Annotated in this window: 19 protein-coding genes; 10 read left to right on the plus strand and 9 right to left on the minus strand. The window is 72.1% G+C overall.

The window, feature by feature from the left end; all coding sequences use genetic code 11:
• Window positions 1-78: 78 nt before the first annotated feature.
• Both MXD59_RS16730 and MXD59_RS16735 read right to left on the minus strand, forming a co-directional pair.
• On the minus strand, window positions 79-1,596 hold the full coding sequence (locus tag MXD59_RS16730) for a wax ester/triacylglycerol synthase domain-containing protein (protein ID WP_248825645.1): 1,518 nt from the start codon (window positions 1,594-1,596) through the stop codon (window positions 79-81).
• A 665-nt stretch (window positions 1,597-2,261) separates the two neighbouring features.
• Entirely contained in the window at window positions 2,262-3,113 is an 852-nt protein-coding gene (locus MXD59_RS16735) for an alpha/beta fold hydrolase (RefSeq protein ID WP_248825646.1), read from the minus strand.
• A 66-nt stretch (window positions 3,114-3,179) separates the two neighbouring features.
• Here MXD59_RS16735 and MXD59_RS16740 point away from each other — a divergent pair, with 66 nt between their 5' ends.
• The 3 genes from MXD59_RS16740 (at window position 3,180) to MXD59_RS16750 (ending at window position 6,149) form a co-directional block, all read left to right on the plus strand.
• Window positions 3,180-3,809, plus strand: coding sequence for a TetR/AcrR family transcriptional regulator (locus MXD59_RS16740; RefSeq protein ID WP_248825647.1), 630 nt, complete (start codon window positions 3,180-3,182; stop codon window positions 3,807-3,809).
• 178 nt (window positions 3,810-3,987) lie between these two features.
• Complete coding sequence (locus tag MXD59_RS16745; protein ID WP_248825648.1) at window positions 3,988-5,046, plus strand: LLM class flavin-dependent oxidoreductase; 1,059 nt, start codon at window positions 3,988-3,990, stop codon at window positions 5,044-5,046.
• Window positions 5,043-6,149: an LLM class flavin-dependent oxidoreductase gene (locus MXD59_RS16750; protein WP_248825649.1), complete on the plus strand. Its 1,107-nt coding sequence runs from the start codon at window positions 5,043-5,045 to the stop codon at window positions 6,147-6,149. Before MXD59_RS16745 ends, MXD59_RS16750 begins: the two co-directional genes overlap by 4 nt.
• Window positions 6,150-6,277: 128 nt before the next feature.
• Here the strand turns inward: MXD59_RS16750 and MXD59_RS16755 are convergent, their stop codons facing one another.
• The 3 genes from MXD59_RS16755 to MXD59_RS16765 all read right to left on the minus strand — a co-directional run bounded on the left by MXD59_RS16755 (window position 6,278) and on the right by MXD59_RS16765 (window position 7,601).
• Complete coding sequence (locus tag MXD59_RS16755) at window positions 6,278-6,484, minus strand: hypothetical protein (RefSeq protein WP_248825650.1); 207 nt, start codon at window positions 6,482-6,484, stop codon at window positions 6,278-6,280.
• 175 nt (window positions 6,485-6,659) lie between these two features.
• The gene (locus MXD59_RS16760) at window positions 6,660-7,043 is read right to left on the minus strand and encodes a PPOX class F420-dependent oxidoreductase (RefSeq protein ID WP_248814754.1); all 384 of its coding nucleotides are present in this window, start codon (window positions 7,041-7,043) and stop codon (window positions 6,660-6,662) included.
• 30 nt (window positions 7,044-7,073) lie between these two features.
• Window positions 7,074-7,601, minus strand: a complete 528-nt coding sequence (locus tag MXD59_RS16765; RefSeq protein ID WP_248825651.1) for a MarR family winged helix-turn-helix transcriptional regulator — start codon at window positions 7,599-7,601, stop codon at window positions 7,074-7,076.
• A gap of 248 nt (window positions 7,602-7,849) precedes the next feature.
• Between MXD59_RS16765 and MXD59_RS16770 the strand changes: the two genes are divergently transcribed.
• Entirely contained in the window at window positions 7,850-8,857 is a 1,008-nt protein-coding gene (locus tag MXD59_RS16770; protein WP_248825652.1) for an ATP-binding cassette domain-containing protein, read from the plus strand.
• A complete protein-coding gene (locus MXD59_RS16775; protein WP_248825653.1) occupies window positions 8,854-9,747 on the plus strand; it encodes an ABC transporter permease in 894 nt (297 codons plus the stop codon). The genes MXD59_RS16770 and MXD59_RS16775 overlap by 4 nt, the downstream gene beginning before the upstream one ends.
• On the opposite strand, the gene MXD59_RS16780 is transcribed toward MXD59_RS16775, so the two are convergent.
• Window positions 9,725-13,144 carry an ATP-binding protein gene (locus MXD59_RS16780; protein ID WP_248825654.1) on the minus strand — a complete coding sequence of 1,140 codons (3,420 nt, stop codon included), beginning with the start codon at window positions 13,142-13,144 and terminating at the stop codon, window positions 9,725-9,727. The genes MXD59_RS16775 and MXD59_RS16780 overlap by 23 nt on opposite strands.
• A 70-nt stretch (window positions 13,145-13,214) precedes the next feature.
• Window positions 13,215-13,646, minus strand: a complete 432-nt coding sequence (locus MXD59_RS16785; protein WP_248825655.1) for a winged helix-turn-helix transcriptional regulator — start codon at window positions 13,644-13,646, stop codon at window positions 13,215-13,217.
• A gap of 48 nt (window positions 13,647-13,694) precedes the next feature.
• On the opposite strand from MXD59_RS16785, the gene MXD59_RS16790 reads away from it, so the two are divergent.
• The 3 genes from MXD59_RS16790 to MXD59_RS16800 all read left to right on the plus strand — a co-directional run bounded on the left by MXD59_RS16790 (window position 13,695) and on the right by MXD59_RS16800 (window position 16,519).
• Window positions 13,695-14,447: an NAD(P)-dependent oxidoreductase gene (locus tag MXD59_RS16790; protein ID WP_248825656.1), complete on the plus strand. Its 753-nt coding sequence runs from the start codon at window positions 13,695-13,697 to the stop codon at window positions 14,445-14,447.
• A gap of 336 nt (window positions 14,448-14,783) precedes the next feature.
• Complete coding sequence (locus MXD59_RS16795; protein ID WP_248825657.1) at window positions 14,784-16,112, plus strand: acyltransferase family protein; 1,329 nt, start codon at window positions 14,784-14,786, stop codon at window positions 16,110-16,112.
• A gap of 56 nt (window positions 16,113-16,168) precedes the next feature.
• Window positions 16,169-16,519 (plus strand): hypothetical protein, encoded by a 351-nt coding sequence (locus MXD59_RS16800; RefSeq protein WP_248814762.1) that lies wholly within the window; start codon window positions 16,169-16,171, stop codon window positions 16,517-16,519.
• Here MXD59_RS16800 and MXD59_RS16805 read toward each other — a convergent pair.
• The gene (locus MXD59_RS16805) at window positions 16,516-17,298 is read right to left on the minus strand and encodes a TetR/AcrR family transcriptional regulator (protein WP_248825658.1); all 783 of its coding nucleotides are present in this window, start codon (window positions 17,296-17,298) and stop codon (window positions 16,516-16,518) included. The two genes, MXD59_RS16800 and MXD59_RS16805, sit on opposite strands and share 4 nt — an antisense overlap.
• Window positions 17,299-17,416: 118 nt before the next feature.
• Between MXD59_RS16805 and MXD59_RS16810 the strand changes: the two genes are divergently transcribed.
• Window positions 17,417-17,809: a VOC family protein gene (locus tag MXD59_RS16810; protein WP_248825659.1), complete on the plus strand. Its 393-nt coding sequence runs from the start codon at window positions 17,417-17,419 to the stop codon at window positions 17,807-17,809.
• Between the two features lie 27 nt (window positions 17,810-17,836).
• On the opposite strand, the gene MXD59_RS16815 is transcribed toward MXD59_RS16810, so the two are convergent.
• Entirely contained in the window at window positions 17,837-18,337 is a 501-nt protein-coding gene (locus MXD59_RS16815) for an anthrone oxygenase family protein (protein WP_248825660.1), read from the minus strand.
• Between the two features lie 226 nt (window positions 18,338-18,563).
• Here MXD59_RS16815 and MXD59_RS16820 point away from each other — a divergent pair, with 226 nt between their 5' ends.
• Window positions 18,564-19,505, plus strand: coding sequence for an AraC family transcriptional regulator (locus MXD59_RS16820; RefSeq protein WP_248825661.1), 942 nt, complete (start codon window positions 18,564-18,566; stop codon window positions 19,503-19,505).
• The last annotated feature ends 99 nt before the right edge of the window (window positions 19,506-19,604 follow it).

Genomic DNA, 19,604 nt, shown 5'->3' on the forward strand with positions numbered 1-19,604 from the left:
AGGCGTCTGTCAGTGAAACAGGAAAACCTGCCCGCGAGGGTGGGAATCCCCGGTCTTCAGGCCGGGGAGGATGTCAATCTACGAGACCTGGGACGAGCGCCGGCCCGCGTCCGGCCGCGCCGTGTGCTGAGGCGGCGCGGTGCGGGGGGTCGGGATAACCGGCGGCCTCGGGGGAACCGGGGGCGTGGTGGTGGCGACTGGCGGGCCGGGCCGGGGGGAGCCCTCGAGGGCGGCGAGTTCGGCGAGCCAGTGACCGGCCAGCTCCGTGTGCCCGGGGACGCTCGCGCTGGCGGTGAACGCCGCGCAGAGCTGGCCGTCCAGGCCGTACAGGGCGGCCGACAGGTGCTGGCGGCCCACGAGCATGGGCGCTATGCCGATCAGGGTGCTGACCGGGCGGCCAGCCACCGTGTAGGGACCCCACATCGTTCCCACGTTGCTTGTGAACAGGGCGGTGTCGGCCGGGCGGGCTCCGGCGGCCACCATCAGCGCGAAGGTGCGGGGGGATATGCCCGGCGGCGTTCTGTCCAGCATTCTGCGTTCGACCACGCCGAACCGGCCGTCCGCCTTGGCCCGCCGGGTCTGTGCGGCGACCAGGGCGAGCCGGCGCCGCGGATCGGCCTCGGTGCAGGGCAGCGGCACCCGCGTGGCCAGGGTGAAGTTGGACAGGACCTCCTGCTCGTCCGGGGTACGCACATTGATCGGCATCGCCGTGTAGAAGGCGCGTTGGCGAGGGATGCGCGTCATGGCGTGGCGGATGCGGCCGGCCCCGCGGGAGCGATCCGCCCCGGTGGGTGTGGGGGGCGTCCACTCGGGCAGGGACCAGGTGCGCACGGCGCCGGCGACCGCCGCGAGATAGACGTCGTTGACCGTGACGCTCTCGCGTCGGGCGATCCGCCGGAGCCGGTCCAGTTCGGTCAGCGCCCAGGTGTGCCGGGCGGCACCGCGCGGCGGCCCGCCCCAGGACGCGAGCTGGCGGGTGCGGGGCAGGCTGCGGGCGATGCTGGCGGCCATCCGCGCGTAGTCGCGGGCGTGCGGTACGTCGAAGGTCCGCAGTGTGCGCCGTGCCGCTCCGTGACCGTCGCCGAACAACAGGTGCAGCGCCTGGTGCGCGGCACTGCCGTCCTGATGGATGTGACTGAACCGGTAGACGATCGCGACCTCGGTGGGGCTGTGACCGCGTAGCAGCCAGAGCCGCCACAGCGGGCGTTCCAGGTCGAGCGGTCGGGTGGCGAGGTCGTCCAGCGCGGCCCGTAGGCCGCCCGCCGCACTGTAGGCGGGCAGGTCCACCACACCCACGTGGTAGTCGAGATCGAGGGCGTCGTCGTGCTGCCAGACGACGTCACCGGGTGCGGGGGCGGACGCGATCGGCCGCACGAGGCGCTCGGTGAGCGCCGGTGCCTCGGCGAGCCGTGCCGCGACGTGCGCGCGCAGGTCGCGCTCGGTCAGTCCGGGGTCCTCGACGCAGAGCACCACACCTCCCTCCAGGAACTCGCCGGGATACTGCAGCGTGAACGACAGGAATGCGCGGTCCCCGGTCGTCAGCGTCCTGCTGGTTCCTGACCTGGCTCCGGCGACATGTGTCGATATCTGGGTCATTCCTGCCCCTCTCGGCGATATCCACCTCGGACGGAGATGGAAAGGTCGGACGTGGTGGCATCGTCCATTTCTTCCGAAAGAATCCCGGTGCCCACGCGCAATCGTCCGTGTCCGCTCGGAAGTGTAGCCAGGTGTGGTCACCGGGCCCGGTAGGAATCGGGCGGAGTGTCAGACCACCATTTCTGGAGGGAGAACCATGCCCACGACCGACACTTCGACGTCCGGCCCAGGCTCTGGTCTGCGGGAGTTCCTCGGCCACAAGCGCGCGGCCATCCAGGCTCGCGAGGAGCGATCGCCGCGGGAACCTACGCCCTGCCCGTGGTGTTGCGGGCCCATTCGGTCGCCGAGGGGCGCAGCGGTGTGCGGCGCATCCGGGTCCGTGAGCATCAGATCCTCAGCGACTCGGCCCCCGACCACGCCGGGTTCGACCTCGGCCCCGGCTCACCCGAGCTGGTGCTGGGTGTGTTCGCCAGCTGCCTGACCCACGTCTTCGAGCAGGTGCCCCGGGAACCGCACCACATCACCTACCGGGCTGCCGTCACCTCGCCGGCACCCGCCGAGCGGATCGACGAGCTCTACCGGATCGTCGAGACGGAGTGCCCGCTGCTCGCGCTGTTCACGAACCCGCAGAAGATCACCGGCTCGAACAGTCGCCGCGTCCGCGTTCAGGTCGCGGCGACGATGGCGGTGGCGACGCGGTCGGGGTGGTCGTGGGGAAGGAACGTGCGGCCACCCGCGACGGTCTCGAAGGTCGCCGTGGCGAAGGCGGCGGCCAGCCGGCGGCCGAGGTCGACGCGGAAGAAGCGGTCGGCGTCGCCCCACAGGACGCGCACCGGCACGTCGACCTTCGCGAGCCGGCCCGAGACCTCGAGCAGGTCGGCCGGGTCGATGCCGCGGGCCAGTTTCGCCGCGTCGCGGCGGACGGCGGGCTGGGCCAGCGGCGCGACCCACGCCCGGGTCACCCGCGGGTCGAACGGCCGGCTCGCCAACGGGCCGAACGCCAGCGGGCTGTGCCGTAGCCGCGCCGACCGCAACCCCGGCACGAGCGCCGCGACCAGCGCCGGATGCCGTAGGAGCCGCACGAGCAGCGTGAACGGGAACGGCGGAAAGGTGTCGAAGGCATCGCAGTTGGTCAGCACCACGCGGCCGATGCGGGTGGGGTCGGTCGCCAGGACGAACTGGGCGATCGCGCCACCGGTGTCGTTGCCGACCAGGGTGACGTCGCGCAGGTCCAGCGCCACCAGGAAGTCGAGGACCAGCCGGGCGATACCGCGGGGGGTCAGGTCCGCCTCGGGACGCATCGGCGTGCGGTGGGCGCCGAGGGGGAGGGTCGGTGCGTGGCTGCGCACGCCCTGCTCGGCGAGGCGGGCGGCCACGGCGTCCCACAGGTGCCCGTCGACGAGCAGCCCGTGCAGGAACACCACCGGCGGATGGTCGCTGTCGCGCGGGCCGGCCGTCCGGTAGGAGATCTGGCCCTGCGCGAGGTCGAGGACAGCGGCGTGCGGTGCGGCATCCATGGCAGAAAACATACGGACTGACTGTATGTAAATCAATCCCGGGTGGGAGCGGGCAGAATCGAGCTCGTGCCCGCGCTGCCGGATCCGGATCCGAGACCACCACGGCGCCGCCAGGCGGACCGGTCCGCGGCGACGCGCGCGGCGCTGATCACCGTCGGACGCCGGCTGTTCGCGCGGCAGGGTTTCGCCGCGGTCACCACCGAGGCGCTCGTGGCCGCGGCCGGGGTGAGCCGCGGGGCGCTCTACCACCAGTTCGTCGACAAGACCGCACTGTTCGCGGCCGTGGTCGAGGCGGTCGAGGCGGACGTCGCGGCGCGCATCGCCGCCGAGGTGTCGGCCGCCGGCGGCACCGACCCGGTCGAGGCGCTGCGCCTGGCCGCCCGCGCCTGGCTGCGGATCTGCGTCGAGGCGGAGGTGCACCGGGTGGTCCTGTTGGACGGGCCGTCCGTGCTGGGCTGGGCGCAGTGGCGGGAACTGTGCCAACGCCATGTCTTCGGTCTGGTCCGCGACGTGCTGGCGGCCGGTATGGACGCCGGCCGCATCAGCGCGCAGCCGGTGGGCCCGCTCGCTCATCTGCTGATGGGCGCCAGCGACGAGGCCGCCCTCTACATCGCCCGTGCCGACGACCCCGCGACCGCGCGCGCGGAGATGACAGCAGCCCTCGACCATCTCCTCGACGGCCTCACCCGCCGGTAGAACAGGGCGGGCTCCCTCCCGATGGAACGGCCACACCCAGGACGCGCCGGTGCGGCCGTGGGATCACGACGCGCATTTGTTGCTGAACTGTTGCGGGGTGTTGCGCTCGGGCGGAGCAATGGTGTGGCATCAGGCCAACAGCATTCCTGCGGTGATCAACAAAAGGTCGGAGTGAAACGTGAAGTTTCTGGCGATCACCCTGATCGTGCACGCTCCTGACCCGTTGACCGGGGTGCGCAGCTCGACCACCGAACGACTGCGGGCGGTGGTCGACGGCGCGGTGCTGGCCGAGGAGCTCGGATTCGACGGGTTCGGGGTGGGGGAGCGCCATGAGCGGCCGTTCATCTCGTCGTCGCCGCCGGTGGTGCTCAGCCACATCGCCGCCCGTACGGCCACCATTCGGCTGTTCACCGCGGTCACGACGCTGAGCCTGCTCGACCCGGTACGGGCCTACGAGGACTACGCCACCCTCGACCAGCTCTCCGGCGGGCGCCTGGAGCTGATGGTCGGCAAGGGCAACGGCGCGGCGCAGGCGGAGCTGTTCCACGTCACGGCCGAGGATCAGTGGGACCGTAACCGCGAGTCCTACGAGCTGTTTCGCCGGCTGTGGCGGGAGGAGAAGGTCACCTGGTCCGGCCGGTTCCGCCCGCCGTTGCACGAGGCCGAGACCTGGCCGCGGCCGTTGCAACCGGAGCTCCGCATCTGGCATGGCAGCGCGACCAGCGAGGCCTCGGTGGAGCTCGCCGCCCGCTACGGCGACCCGTTGTTCTCCGCGAACGTGACCAATCCCGTGGAGCCGTACGAGCGGCTGGTCCGCCACTACCGGCAACGCTGGGTGGATCACGGGCACGATCCGGCCGGCATTCTCATCGGCGCGGGAACCGCCGGCTATTACGCCGCCCGCCGCTCGCAGGACGCGATCGCCCGCTACCGGCCGATCTTCGACGCGCGCACGGCGCTGCAGCGCAGGCTCGGCCAGACGCCGGTCTTCCCGACACTTGAGGACGCCATCGCCCGCAGCTCGATCCTGGTCGGCAGCCCGCAGCAGATCATCGAGAAGGTGCACTGGTATCACGAGCGGCTCGGCCACGAGGTGATGCACCTGCCCATCGACGCCGACGGCCTCACCCCGGCCGAGCACCGGGCGACACTGGAACTGTTCCACGCCGAGATCGCCCCGGTCCTGCGCGCCGACATCCCGAGCCGACCGTTTCCCGCCCTGGCGTCGTCGGTATGACCACGGCCAGCGAGGCGACCAGCCCGGAGTTTCTCTGGTACATCCCGAACGAGGTCCGGCCCGGGCATCGCGGCGACGACGCGGTGGCCGACCACAACAGCCTGGACACGCTGACCGGGCAGGCCGTCGCGATCGAGCGGTACGGCTTTCGCGGTGCGCTGCTGGGCGCCGGGTGGAGCCGGCCGGACACCTTCACCGTCGCCACCGCGTTGGTGGCGCGCACGACCGGTTTTGAGCCGCTGATCGCGATCCGTCCCGGCTACTGGCGCCCGGCGCACTTCGCCGCGGCCGCGGCCACCCTCGACCAGCTCTCGTGTGGACGGGTGCGGATCAACATCGTCTCCGGTCAGGACGAGCTCGCCGCCTACGGCGACAGCGAGGCGGACCGGGCCGGGCGCTACGCCCGCACCGGCGAGTTCCTGCGTCTGGTGCGCCGACTGTGGACGCAGCGGGACGTCACCTTCCGCGGCGAGTACTTCCAGGTGACCGGCTCGAGCCTGGCCTCCCAGGTGCAGGCCCGCCCGGGCCGGCCGCACCCGACGCTCTACTTCGGCGGGGCGTCCGCCGCGGCGGAGCAGGTCGCGGCCACCGAGGCGGACGTCCAGCTGTTCTGGGGCGAGCCGCGTGACGACATCGCCGAGCGCATCGCCCGCCTGCGGGAGCTGTCCGAGAAGCTGGGCCGCGAACACCCGCCGCTGGAGTTCGGGCTGCGGATCACCACCGTCGTGCGCGACACCACCGAGCAGGCCTGGGCCGACGCCGAGGCCAAGGTCGCCGCCCTGGCGGCCGTCGACCGCGCCGGCGACCTCCCCGGGCGCCACGATCCCGCCCAGGCCGTGGGCCAGCAGCGGCTGCTCGACCTGCAGACCCGCGGTGAGGTCCTCGACGACAACCTCTACACCGCGCCGGGCCGCATCGGCGGCGAGGGCGCCGGCACCACCTGGCTGGTCGGCTCGGCCGCGGACGTCGCCCGCTCCCTGCACCGCTATGCCGAGCTCGGCATCACCCACTTCGTCCTGTCGGACACGCCCTACCTGCGCGAGGCCGAACGCCAGGGCACCCAGCTGTTGCCGCTGCTGCGCACCCCGGAGGCGCGGGCCTGACCTGGTGATGCTCTGACAGCGGGCATGCGGACGGCAGGGACGGACATGGCTGCGCGCGGGGCGAGGGTCGGTCACGGCGTCGACGGGATGGTCCGGTAGCGAGGCGTTCAGGGGAGTACCCGACGTTTTCAGTACCTCGTGTGCCGTTGCCGGCTCTTTGCCGTGTTGCTGGGGGCGGCCATCCGGCGCTGGGCGGTGATCAGGCGTGTGACCGCGGCGTTGCCGATGGTGCGCTGCAACTCCATGATCCCCTGGGCCGACCGGGGCAGGCCCTGCTCGGCAGTCGGGGAGGGCGCCTGCCCTGACCGGGATCGGGCTGGTACGGGGCGCTCCACGTGTGGTTTTTCGATGTTGGTGCGCACTGGTCCCTCCCACTGGAGCACGACGGCAACGGCTTGACCATCGCAGGCCAGTGCGACTCGGGGAAGGACCTCGCGGGCACCGCGCGGGCAAGGGCGATGTCTGAACGGGTCATCAGTGCCCCGCCTGGCCAGCCGGGCACGCGACCAGCTACTGCCAGGAGGCGGCGGCTGGTGCGAGGACGAGCACGATCCGGCGAGGAGCGTCCGGCAGCTCGTCGTAGGCAAGGTTGTACCGCTTCGCGAGAACGTCGAAGAACTCGCCCTCGGGATCCGGTTCTGTCGCCACGACCTCGCCGCGCACCTCCAGGTACCGGTACGGCTGATCGGGATCGTGCACCGACAGCGCGACCCTGGCGTCGGCCACGGCGTTGCGGCCCTTCTGCCGGTCGCTGGTCGTCGTGAGTCGAAGCCGGTCGCCATCCCAGAGGTACCACACGGGATTCGACTGGAGTCGCCCATCGGGGCGTAGCTGCGCGAGGTGGCCGAACAGCGGCCGTTCCAGCAGGTCCAGATGGCTTTCGGGAATCAGCATGCCTGCACAGTATCAGTATTCGAATACATGTCAGAGCTCTGATTCATGCCTCACGTCCTCCGCCGTGCCGCCCGTCAGCGCCACCGTGGCTCTGGCCAGCAGGGAGCGCAGGACGTCCAGCTCGGCGTCCGTGAAGGCGTTCGCGAGCCGCCGCTCCACCGTGACCGCCGCCTGGTCGGCCTCGGCCAGCAGCGCGGCGCCGGCCTCGGTGAGGTGGACCGGGAAGACCTTCGCGTGTACGGCCGACGTCGTTCGGCGCACCAGGGATCGCCGTTCCAGTGTGGCCAGCAGGCTCGCCATTGACTGAGGTGTGACCAGGCAGCGCCGGGCCAGCTGGGCGCCGGACAGCTCCGGGAAGCGAGAAAGCGTCAGCATCGCCGCATACTGCGGCACCGTCAGGCCCAGTGCGCGCAGGAGCCGTGACTTCTCGCGCATGAGTGCCTGCTCGGCCTGTTTGATCGCCAGTCCCGGCCGCGTATCGGGATCAAGCGCCAACGGGTCGGGCTCCCGAACCTGCGGCGACGGGCGGGGTGCGTGGGTTGAAGGCGCGATGTCCACCGTTCCACCCTGCCAGCCCCTGGTCGTCTGCGATCGGGGGACGGTCGAGCCCCATGACGGACCGGGCACCCGGCCGTCTCATCCTGGTGAGTTGCGCCCGGGTGCCGGCCGGCTGTCAGGGGCCGGGTGCTGGTGAAACCGGCGTGTAGGGGTGGTGATACCGGCGCTGCCTAACGTCTGTCAGGTCCGATCCCGCGGCGCCCGGTTCCCGCTCGGCCCGCATCCCATCCTGGACGGAAGGAGCAGCTGTGACCACGATGCCCGCGGTCTCGGCCAGTGGCCTGGTCAAGAAGTTCGGCGACCTGCGCGCCGTCGACCACGTCGACCTCGAGGTGCGCACCGGGGAGATCTTCGGTGTGCTCGGGCCCAACGGCGCCGGGAAGACCACAACGCTGAAGATGCTGGCCACGCTGCTGCCGATCGACGGTGGCCGGGCCGAGATCTTCGGGGTGGACGTCGCCGCCGAGGCACACCGGGTGCGCCAGCTCATCGGCGTGACCGGCCAGTACGCCTCGGTCGACGAGGATCTCTCCGGTGCGGAGAACCTGCGGCTGTTCGGCCGTCTGCAGGGACTGAGTTCCAGGGATGCCCGGGCCACCGCCCGGCAGCTGCTGGACCAGTTCGGCCTGGGCGAGGCCGCCGACCGCAGGATCTCGGAGTTCTCCGGCGGCATGCGTCGCCGCCTCGACCTCGCCGCCTCGCTCATCACCCGCCCACCCCTGATCTTCCTGGACGAGCCGACGACCGGTCTGGACCCGCGCACCCGCGGCCAGATGTGGGACACCATCCGCGGCCTGGTCGAGGACGGCTGCACCGTCCTGCTCACCACGCAGTACCTGGACGAGGCCGATCAGCTCGCCGATCGGGTCTGCGTGATCGACGAGGGCCGCAAGGTCGCCGAAGGAACCCCGGACGCGTTGAAGTCCCAGGTCGGCGCCTCGACCCTGCAACTCGAACTCTCACCTGGCGCCGATACCGAGGCTGCCCGTCAGGTGGTGTGGCGCGTGCTTGGCGCCGAGCCGGTCGCCACCCCCGAGGCGGGTCGCCTCAGCGTTCCGCTGGAGGTGGCCGACCGGGCCGCCGACGTGCTGATCGCGCTGCGGGCGGCGAGCATCGAGATCCTCTCGGTCAGCGTGGCCAAACCCACCCTGGACGAGGTGTTCTTCGCGCTCACCGGCCACGGCTCCGTCCCCGAGCAGAACCCGACGACGTCCGGCGCGCAGGCCGACGACCACATCCTGGAGGTGGCCCGATGAGCACCGTTGTGTCCGCACCATCCGCCGCACCATCCGCCGCACCATCCGTCGCGACGCCCGCCACGCCCACGCGACCACGGGCCACCGTGGATCCGGCCGCGGCGGTCGCCCGTACACGCCACCGCGCCGGCCTCGGCGACACCGTCACGCAGACGTTCGCCATGGCGTGGCGCTCGTTGGTGAAGATGCGGCGTAATCCGGAGCAGTACTTCGACGTGGCGTTGCAGCCGTTGTTGTTCACCGCGATGTTCGCCTACGTCTTCGGTGGCGCCATCTCGGGCAGCGTGCACACCTATCTGCCCCTGCTGATTCCCGGAATCGTCGCGCAGACGGTGATCACCACCTGTATGACCACCGGAACGCAGCTGCGCGAGGACATGGACAAGGGAGTTTTCGACCGGTTCCGGTCCCTGCCGATGTCCCGGGTCGCGCCGCTGGCCGGGCCGATGGTCGCCGACCTGGTCCGATACCTGCTCGCGGCGACACTGACCTACACGATGGGTCTGATCCTCGGGTACCGGCCCGGCGGCGGAGCGCTCGGGGTGTTCGGGGCGGTCGTGCTCGCGGTCGTCACCGGCTGGTCGATCGCGTGGGCGTTCACCTGGATCGGCACGATCGCCCACAGCGCCCGCAGCGTGCAGGGCATCTCCATGATGATCATGTTCCCGTTGACGTTCCTGTCGAACGCGTTCGTCCCGGTCACCACCCTGCCGGGTTGGCTGGAGGCGTTCGTCCGGGTCAACCCGGTGTCGCATCTGGTCTCCGCCAGCCGGGACCTGGCGAACAACGGTGCGCTGACCGCGCAGGTCGGCTGGACCCTGCTGGCCGGACTGGCGGTGATCGTGATCTTCCTGCCGCTGTCCGTGCTCAGCTACCGGCGCCAGCTCTGACCACCCGGGTGGACGACCCGGCCTGCCGCTCGACCAGCCGCTCGACCAGCCGTTCGACGAGGACGCGGGCCTCGTCGAACGGCTGGCGTCGATCCGCCTGATCGCCGGCCCGGGCCTCGGCGGCGCGCAACGCCCCGGGTGCCCGCCGTTCGGCGAGTTCCTCGACCCGTGGCCACGACAGCGACGGCGTCGTCGTGACATGGGAGAACCGGCGGGCCAGCGCGAGCAGTTCCACCGCCTCCCCCACCGTCACCCACGCCCCTCCGCCGCCACCGAGGCCGTCCAACGTCTCGCCGTCCAGACCCTCGCCGTCCAGCGTCTCGCCGTCCGTGCGGCCCTCGCCGTCCGTGCCGTGGCGCAGGCACCAGGCGCCGAGGGCGAACAGCAGCGCGCCGCACGCGGGATAGTCGATCGAGGTGCCTTCACGCCGCAATGTGGTGACGCAGCGCCGCAGACCGTCCCGAAAGAGGCCGCGGCCGGTGGCCAGCTCGTCGGCGGTGGTCGCGTGCCAGGTGAACGCGGCGAGCGACAGCGCATCCGCGACGACCACCCACGGTTCGGTGCCGGTCAGCTCGACACCGGGCAGCTGGATCTGACGCATTCTGGTCGTCGCGGCCCGATGACGGCGCAGACCTTCGGTGATGTCGCCACGGGCCAGGGTGAGCTCCGCCCGGCCGATCGCCGCCAGCATCGCCCCGCCCAACGGCGCCCCGCCGGACGGGTCGATCCCGTCCAGATAGTCCTCGGCCTGCGCGAACCGACCGTCGTTGATCGCGTCGATCGCCAGCGCGACGTGTAGTTGCGCGACATCGTCGCGGGCGCCGAGACGTTCCAGTATCGGCAGCGCCGCCTGGGCATGGGAACGGCCGAGGTCGGCTTCGCCCAGCTGCATCGTCAACTCGGCGAGCTGGGCGTGGAGCAGCGCGGTGATCCACGGGCCGTCCCGCGCGGTGACCAGGGTCAGCGCCTCGGTGGCGGCCTCGGCCGCCGCCCGCTGCGCGCCGGCGTTCTCCCGCCAGTGCGTCAGCCACACCAGACAGACCAGCCGGGTGTGGCGGTCGGCGTCCGCCGCCAGGATCGCCAGCCGCGCCTCGACCTGCGCCGGCTCGAGCTGGCCGATCGCGAGCAGCACCCGGGCCGTGCCCTGCAGCATCGGATCGTCCCCCGCCCGCGGGCAGAGCTCGACGAGCAGCTCGCGCAGCGCCGCGGGCAGACCGCCGTCGCCGATGTACAGCATGGTGCGGGCCACGACGGTCACCGCCATGAGCGCGGCGGTGCGCAGCGGCGGTGGCGGCGTCCACCCGGACAGGGCGGCGTTGATCGCATCGAGCAGCAGCAGTATCCGGGTGTGTTCACCGCGGATCTCCCAGAACGTGCCGAGCACGGCGACCAGTCGGACGGCGGCTTCCACATCGCCGTCGGCGAGGGCCGCTCGCAGCTCGTCGGCCAGGTTCGTCTCCTCGGCCGCGACCGCGTCGATCGCGGCGAACTGCCCCACGGTGGTGAGCTCGGCGCCGTGCCGGCTGGCATGGCCCACCGCCCAGACCCGTAACGCCCGCCGTGCCGCGGCCAGCTCACCGGCCTCGGTCAGCCGCAGCCGGCCGAACTCGCGGACGGTCTCCAACATCCGGTAGCGCACCCCGCCGGCGGACTCCCGCACCCCCAGCAGCGACTGGTCGACCAGCGCCTGCACCGTGTCCATGGCGTCCGCGTCCACGGCATCGGTGTCGGTGGCCACCACACTCGGCTCCGCGCGGTCCGCGCGGTCGGCTTCGGCGAGGACGTCCGTGGCAGCGTCCAGAGTGAAGCCGTCCGGGAACAGCGACAGCCAGCGCAGGGAGCGGCGTTCCGGTGCGGCGAGCAGGTTCCACGACCAGTCGATCACCGCGAGCAGCGTGCGGTGACGGTCGGGGGCGGTCCGATCCCCGCCGCGCAGCAGCGCGAACCGGTCGGCCAGGCGGCGGTCGATGTCGTGCACCGACATCACCCGCACCCGCGCCGCCGCCAGCTCGATCGCCAGCGGCAGGCCGTCGAGGCGCCGGACGATCCGCCCGACCACCTCGTCGTCAAGGCGGACCGACCGGCGCGCGGCCGCGGCGCGTTGACGGAACAGCTCGACGGCATCGGGATGGGCCAGCTCCCCGAGCAGATGCACCTGCTCGGCCCCGATCGCCAACGGCGCTCGGCTGGTCGTGAGGACCCGCAGGTCAGCGACGGTCGCGACGAGAAAGGCCACCAGCCCGGCGACCTCGGCGAGCACATGCTCACAGTTGTCGAGCACCAGCAGGGTCGGCCCCCGCGACAACCGTGCCGCGACACGCGAACGCAGGTCGGCCCGTTGCGCCGGGGTCAGCACCCGACGTTCGCCGATCGACTCCCGCACCCCGAGCGCCGACCCGATCTCCCCGAGCAGATCCTCGGGCGCGCTCACCCCGACCAGCCCGACGACATGCACCGTGGGCAGTTCGGCCTCGCGGGCGAGCAGGTTCGCCAGCCGCGTCTTACCCAGCCCCCCCGGCCCGACGATCGACACCACCCGGTACTGACCGAGCAGACCCAGCAGCCGCTCGACATCATGCTGACGTCCGAGCAGGGGAGTGGCGTCATGGCTGATGCCGGTGCGCACGGGCCGGTCGCGGGCGAGCAGGTCCCGCTGCACCCGAACGAGCGCCTCCCCGGGGCTCGTTCCCAGACGTTCGCGCAGGTCGCGGCGATAGCGCTCGTAACGTTCGAGGGCCGCGCCGGCCCCCCGCACCGCGGCCTCGCTGCGCAGCAGATCGGCCAGCAGTTCCTCGTCGTCGCCGTCGTCTCCCCGGCGCCCAAGCGGGGACTGCGCCCCACCCCGCGCCTCGGCCCGGGCCCAGGCCGCCAGCAGGACGGGGAAGGCCTCGGCGTGCTGCCCGGTGCGGGAACGGGCCCGGGCCAGCAGCAGACGCGCCGCCGTGAGATCGCGCTCGGCCGCGCGCCGCACGTCGGCGAGCGGCCCCTGCTCGTCCGCCGGCACCGACGGCAGCGCGGCGCCCAGCTCCAGCGCCTGGCTGGCCTGGTCAGCGGCGGCCCGCGGATCGGCGGCGACCAGCCTGCGGGCCTGCGCCACCAGCGTGCCAAGAAGCGCACTGTCGACCTGGGTCAGTTCGAGGCCGAGCCGGTAGCCCGTCCCGTCGCGCACCACGGCCGCGGCACCGCAGGCCGCCCGGGTACGGGAGACCACCACCTGCAGACCCTTGGCGGCGTTGGCCAGCGGCTCACCCTGCCAGATCAGCTCGACCAGCCGCTCGGCCCGCACCGGCCGCCCCGGCTCGGCGGCGAGCGCCGCCAGCAGCGCCTGCGACCGATCGCCGACCACCGCGGCGCCCTCCCACCGCACCCCGCCCAGCAGGGTAAGGGTGACAGTCACGCTGATCAGTCTAGTTCGGCGGCTCGCACCGGGCGATCGCCCGCCGCGGCACCGAGGGTCGCCCGGCCGATCAGAGCCGTACGGCCGCGCCGAGCCGGGCGTCGTCGTCGTAGCGTTCGCGGGCGGCGAGCAGATCGTCGAGGTTGTCCCGCGACCACCGCCGAGCCGCGTCGATGAGCTGCAACAACGACCGGCCGAGATCGGTCAGTCGGTACTCGACGCGGGGCGGGTTCTCGTCATGGCTCTGGCGGCTGATCAGGCCGTCGCGTTCCATCGCGCGCAGCGACTCGGTCAGGACCTTCGCGCTCACCGTGGTCAGGATCTGGCGTAGCTCGGTGAACCGGCGCGGCCCGCCCTCCAGACACAGGACGATCATCGCCGTCCACTTCTCGCCGATGCGAAACGGGACGGCACTCATCGGACACGCCGGGTCGAACGTCGGGGCATCGGCCACGCGCTGCACCAGACCACGGTAGCCGATCTTCCCGACGTCGACGGCCATCCGGTCACGTTGCGGTAACCGGGGTGCTGTGACCTAGCTTGGCGCGCCATGGAGCAGACCAACATGGAGCAGACCAACATGGAGCAGGCCGGCACGGACAGAGCCGCCGCCCGGACCCCTCGGGTCGCGGTGCTGGGCGCCGGGGGGCGCGCCGGCCGGGCCGTCAGCGCGGAGTTCGTCCGCCGCGGACATCGTGTCCTCGGCGTGGTCCGCGACCCTGACCGGCATGCCGGGCTGCGCGCGGAGGGCATCGACCTGGTGCGGGCGGACGCCACCGGTGGACCCGCCCTGGTCGACGCGCTGGCCGGAGCAGACGTGATCGTCGTCGCCGTCACGCCCTTCACCGCCCCGCCGCCCACCTTCGACGGGTTCGACGAGACGTACTACGAACAGGTGGTCCGGGCCGTGGCCGCGGCCGCGCGGACGTCGCCGCCGGCCCGGCTGCTCACGATCGGCCTGTTCGCCACCCTGACCCTGGCCGACGGTGGGCTGGTACTGGACGACGCGGAGCTGTTCCCGCCGGCGCTGCTGCCGTTCGCCCGTGCCCACGCCCGGGTGCTGCCGGCGCTGCGCCAACACGCCGACACGCTCGACTGGCTCGTCCTGACCCCGCCCGCCGGGCTACACCTGGGTGACGGCGCGGCGACCGCGCGCCCGGAGCTGGTGGCCGGGCCGGTCGAGCGTGCCCGGGCCACCGGTGCGCTCAGCTACGCCGAACTCGCCCGGGCCGTCGTCGACCAGGCGCTGACCCCGGACCTGCACCGCACCCAGGTCACCGTCCTGACCGGGCAGCCGAGGTAGCGGACCTGGCGCGTCGCGGCGGGCAGCTGCTGTTCGACGCGACGCGCTCCCCCGTTCGGGGTGGACCGGCCGAGGTGTGGTGCGCGGCCGCGGGCCGCGCGGGTAGGGCCGTCTCCGGATGCTCCCGCCGCGCCCGCCGTGGCCCCGCCGGGCCTCTGGGGTGCGCCGACGCGGCCAGCGGGGAGTCATCCGGCGTCGTCCGACGGCCTCCGGCGGCACCGGGCGACCGGGTCGGGCCCTGGCCGGTCAGGACTGACAGCGAACCAAAAGGTTGGCGGGATAGGCAGGAGCGCAGGACGAAGGGCAGGCGGATCGACTGACACGGGAGGAGCGTGGATGACGCGGCACGGGATTGACCGACCACAGATACGCCGCGGTGGCCGCAACCCCGCACTGGACGGCGTACGCGGACTGGCCGTGCTGGCCGTACTGGTGTTCCACATGGATTCGCTGCGCGGCGGCCATCTGGGCGTCGACGTCTTCTTCGTACTCAGCGGATTCCTGATCACCGGGCAGCTGCTGGCCGAACAGGACCGGACCGGACGGGTCTCGTTCACCCAGTTCTATCTGCGTCGCGCCTACCGGCTGCTGCCCGCGTTCCTGCTGCTTGTCGCGGTCGCCGCGACAGCCGTGCTGGTGCTGGGCGGCGGCCGGGCCGACGAGCGGTCCTCGTTTCTGGGCAGCCTCGCCTCGTCGCTGCTGTATGTGAACAACTACGTCCAGGTGGTGTCGCAGTCGACCGGGGCCGGCTGGCTCGGGCACACCTGGTCGCTGTCCCTGGAGGAGCAGTTCTACCTGCTCTGGCCGCTGCTGCTGGTGCTCGCCTGCCGGTGGGGTCAGCTCGCCCGCCGGCTGCCGGTGGTCCTGCTCGGTGGGGCGGTCGCCGTGCTGCTGTGGCGCGACCTGCTGATCGCGCACGGTGCGACCGGACGGCGGATGTACTTCGCGCTCGACACCCGGGCGGACGCGCTGCTGGTCGGCTGTGCGTTGGCCGCGTGGCTGCGGGTGGCCCGGGCCGGGGCGGCCGGTGAGGACGCCGCGGGTCTGGTGTGGCGACGGCGCGTCGAACGGGTCCGGGCCGCGCTGCCGGTCGTCGGCCCGCTGGCGCTCGCGCTGCTGGCGGTGGGGGCCTGGAGGATCCCGGCCGACTGGGGTCCGCGTCCGAGCATGTTGTCGCACGGCGGCTACACCGTCGTCGCGCTCGTCGCGGGTGCGCTTGTGCTCGCCCTGGAACTCGGCGCCACCTCCAGCTGGTTGTACCGCGCGCTGGCGGCCGCCCCGCTGGCCTGGCTCGGCCGGATCTCCTACGGCTTCTACCTGTGGCATTTCCCGGTGGTCGCGCACTGGGGGCCGGACCTCGCCGGCGCGATCGGCCGGTGGCCGGCGATCGTCCTGGTCGGCCTGATCTCCGTGGCGCTGGCCGCGACCTCCTACTACCTGGTCGAACTGCCCATCCAGCAGTATCGTCCCGCCCACACCCGACCCCGCCCCGCCGACGTCCGGCTTCGTCCCGCCGATGTCCGGCCCGGCCCCGCCGACGTCCGGCTTCGTCCGACCGCCGCCGCCTCCGTTTCCACGTCCTCGGCGCGGACGGTCGCCGTCCTGGTGGCGCAGGAGCACCGGGGGCAGTACGCCTGGAGCGCGCAGGAGCGGCAGGCGTCCTGACGCGAACCGCCACAATCCGGTGGACGGGAGCGTGGGGTGGCGATCAGACTCCCGCCATGTTCGTGATCGCACGGCGACGCAAGGCTCAACCGCCCCCGCCCTGGGTGGTCTGGGAGGCACTGACGGAGCCCAACCGCGATCCAGCACGGCCCTGGCTCGAACCGCGGATGGGGGAGACCGTGCCGCGAGTGCTCGAGGCGCGGCATCCGACCCTGGTGGTCTGGTCGTCCCTGTGGCTGGCGCATCCCGACGATCAGATCCGGTTCGATCTCGCCCCCAGCGGTTCCGACACCAGCCTCGAGTGGAGCCTGCTGTCGCCCCGGCAGATCGGCCCCGAGGAGGTCAGCCCGCGCCGCCGGCGCCTGAACGAACTCATCAACGGCCAGCTGCGCGACACCTTCGGCTAGCCGTCCGGGGCGGTGGCGCGGGTCGCGGCGGTGGCGATGAGGACGGCGAGGCCGTCGAGCACCCGGGCCAGGCCGAAGTGGTAGGCGTGTTCGGGATCGAGGGTGCCGCCATGGGCCTCGCCGGCGGCGGTGCCGACCCGGCTCGCGAGCGGGTAACGGTGCGGATCGAGCACCTCGGCGAGCAGCGGCGCGATCCGCGTCCACCATTGTTCGTCGGTTCCCTCCCGCGCGGCGAGGGAGTGCTGGTGGGCCTGGCGGGCGTTGGCCTGGACGAACGACAGCAGATAGGTAAGGCAGTCGTCGCGTTCGACGTCGGACAGGGCGAGCCCGTCGAAGGCGGACAGTTCGTGTTCGTACTTCGCCATCAGGCCAGGTCCCAACGGTGGCCGCGAGGTCGAGACGCCGACGGCCCATGGGTGTGTGGTGAACAGCTCCCGGTTCTCACCCGCCACGGCGGTCAGCCGAGCCCGCCACGGTGCGCCGGTGGTGTCGGTGCGGGGCATCCGTTGGTAGAGCGTGTCGAGCATCAGGTCGAGTAGTTCGGCCTTGCCCGGAACGTAGGTGTAAAGCGTCATCGGGACGACGCCGAGTTCTCGGGCGAGCTCCCGCATGGTCAGTGCGGTCAGCCCCGATCGGTCGGCCAGGGCCATGGCGGTGTCCAGCACCGTGGCCAGGGTCAGTTGCCGGGTCGGGCCACGTCGCGGCGCGGTGGCCGCCTTCCCCCACAGCAGCGCCAGCGTGCGCGCCGGGTCGCCGGCGCCCGAGCGTTCCTCCGTCACCCGACCATCTTCGCGTCCGGTCATCGCCGCGTCCGACGGCCGGTGGTCCGTACGGCTTCCCGTACTCCGTACAACGTATACTGTACAAGGTACAGTAATCTGAGAAGGAAGAGGCGCCATGAAGATCACCTCGTCTGCTGTCTCGTTGAACGTTGATGACGTCGATGCCTCGGTCGACTTCCTCGCCCGGCACTTCGGCTTCACCACGCAACTGGCGGCGGACGGGTTCGCCTCGCTGGCCCGCGACGACGCCGGGATGAACGTCGTGTTCCTGCGCCGTGGTCTGCCGACCCTGCCAGCCGATCAGCGTGACGATCGCGCGGGCGGCCTCATCCTCGCTTTCGTGGTCGATGACCTGGAGGGGGAGCTCACCCGGCTACGGGCCGAGGGCGTCACGATCACGATGGCGCTGACCGAGGAGGAGTGGGGCGAACGGGCGTTCCAGGTGCGCGACCCGAACGGCGTGATCATTCAGCTCGTCGACTGGTCGGGCGGGGCCGCGCAGGGATAGCCGGGCTCGCAGCGGTGTCTGCCCGGGTCAGGGGCGGGTGCGGGAGTGCAGGACCAGAGCCCAGGTCAGGCAGGCGAAGGCCGCGGTGGCGCCGGCGGTGCGAACGAGGTTCCAACGGACCCAGGTGGTCTCGAACGCGGCCCGGGCGGCGGCGAGGTCGGTGGGCCCGCCCGGCTGGCCGACATGCGAGAGGTCGTTGTTGAGCGGGACGTTCACCGCACCGGTGGTGACGATCGTCAGGCCGTACAGGACGAACCCGGCGGCGATCCAGCCCAGTGTCGCGCGGTGGCCGCCGCCGAGCTGCGTGAGACCCGAAACACCCGTGAACAGCAGGGCGCCGAGAAACACGAGGAAGAACCAGCCGTTCTGGATCGCGTCGTTGATCGTCTGCATCGTGGTGACGAAGGTCCGGTCGTCGGCGTGGCGCAGACCCGGCATCACCGAGCAGGAGTAGGCGAAGTACAACCCGGCCATCAGACCCACGGTCACGAGGGCACCGATCAGCGAGGCGTGGCGCAGCAGATCCATCGTCGATCTCGATTCTTCCCATGAACGGCGCGGACCGTGGGCCGGACGTGACCCGGCGGCCGGACGTGACCCGGCGGCCGGGTACGGGCCGGCGGCGGGCGCGGGGTGGTGGGGCCCGGTGGTGTTCGGCATGGGACCAAGTCAACGGTGGCGGGCGCCGGTGCTCCATGGTCGAGACACTCGGATGCATGTTCGGGCGTCCAGACCGGGCGTTATCCTCGCGGTCGTGGACGCGATCGTCGGCCTGCTGGACGGGCCGCGGGCGAACCGGGCGTTCCTGTTGCGCTCGATTCTCACACCGCCGTGGTCGCTGCGTATCCAGGACGAGGCACCGCTCGCGATCGCGGCGATGGTCCGCGGCGAGGCCTGGGTGCTCGCCGACGACGGAACACACGTCCGGCTCGGGGCGGGGGATGTGGCGGTCATCCGCGGGCCCGCGCCATACACGGTCGCCGACGACCCGGCGACCCCACCCCACATCGTGATCCATCCGGACCAGCACTGCACCGACCTCGCCGGCAACAGCCTCGCCGCCAGTATGGATCTCGGCGTGCGCACCTGGGGCGACAGTCTGGACGGTCCGACGGTGATCCTCACCGGGGCGTACCTGCTCGAGGGGGAGGTGAGCCAGCGGCTGCTGCGGGCCCTGCCGCCGCACCTGGTGGTGCGCCGCGACAGCTGGGACTCACCGCTGGTCGGGCTGCTCGCCAGCGAGATCACCCGGGACGAACCGGGCCAGGAGGCGGTGCTCGACCGGCTGCTCGACCTGCTGCTCATCGCGGTGCTGCGGGTCTGGTTCGCCCGGGCCGGTCAGACGGCGCCCGCCTGGTACCGGGCACATGACGATCCGGTGGTGGGTCCGGCGCTGCGTTACCTCCAGGGGCATCCGGCGCATCCGTGGACGGTGGCGAGTCTGTCGGCCAAGGTCGGGGTGTCCCGGGCGACGTTGGCGCGCCGCTTCACCGACCTCGTCGGCGAGTCCCCGATGGCGTTTCTGACCGGCTGGCGGCTCGACCTCGCCGCCGACCTGTTGCGCGAGCCCACGGCCACGGTGGACGCGGTCGCCCGCAAGGTGGGCTACGGCAGTGGTTTCGCGCTGTCGGCGGCGTTCCGCCGTGTCCGCGGCATCAGCCCCCGCGACCACCGCGTCGCCCCGGCCGCCCGCTAGAGCGGCTTTGCCGGACCCGCGACCTCGGGGTTTAGGGTCGCCTAACCTATGTGATGGTCCGGTTTGGGTGATGTTGGGTCCGGGTGGGCGCCGGGCGTG

This window comes from Frankia umida (genome assembly GCF_023242945.1).
GTDB classification, from domain to species: Bacteria; Actinomycetota; Actinomycetes; order Frankiales; family Frankiaceae; genus Frankia; species Frankia umida.

What these genes read in the sequence shown, in the direction of transcription:
- MXD59_RS16795 (WP_248825657.1), top strand. Translation starts at nt 14,784, where the DNA reads ATGACGCGGCACGGGATTGACCGACCACAGATACGCCGCGGTGGCCGC.
- MXD59_RS16730 (WP_248825645.1), bottom strand. Translation starts at nt 1,596, where the DNA reads ATGACCCAGATATCGACACATGTCGCCGGAGCCAGGTCAGGAACCAGC.
- MXD59_RS16810 (WP_248825659.1), top strand. Translation starts at nt 17,417, where the DNA reads ATGAAGATCACCTCGTCTGCTGTCTCGTTGAACGTTGATGACGTCGAT.
- MXD59_RS16760 (WP_248814754.1), bottom strand. Translation starts at nt 7,043, where the DNA reads ATGCTGATTCCCGAAAGCCATCTGGACCTGCTGGAACGGCCGCTGTTC.
- MXD59_RS16790 (WP_248825656.1), top strand. Translation starts at nt 13,695, where the DNA reads ATGGAGCAGACCAACATGGAGCAGACCAACATGGAGCAGGCCGGCACG.
- MXD59_RS16815 (WP_248825660.1), bottom strand. Translation starts at nt 18,337, where the DNA reads ATGGATCTGCTGCGCCACGCCTCGCTGATCGGTGCCCTCGTGACCGTG.
- MXD59_RS16775 (WP_248825653.1), top strand. Translation starts at nt 8,854, where the DNA reads ATGAGCACCGTTGTGTCCGCACCATCCGCCGCACCATCCGCCGCACCA.
- MXD59_RS16735 (WP_248825646.1), bottom strand. Translation starts at nt 3,113, where the DNA reads ATGGATGCCGCACCGCACGCCGCTGTCCTCGACCTCGCGCAGGGCCAG.
- MXD59_RS16750 (WP_248825649.1), top strand. Translation starts at nt 5,043, where the DNA reads ATGACCACGGCCAGCGAGGCGACCAGCCCGGAGTTTCTCTGGTACATC.
- MXD59_RS16785 (WP_248825655.1), bottom strand. Translation starts at nt 13,646, where the DNA reads ATGGCCGTCGACGTCGGGAAGATCGGCTACCGTGGTCTGGTGCAGCGC.
- MXD59_RS16800 (WP_248814762.1), top strand. Translation starts at nt 16,169, where the DNA reads ATGTTCGTGATCGCACGGCGACGCAAGGCTCAACCGCCCCCGCCCTGG.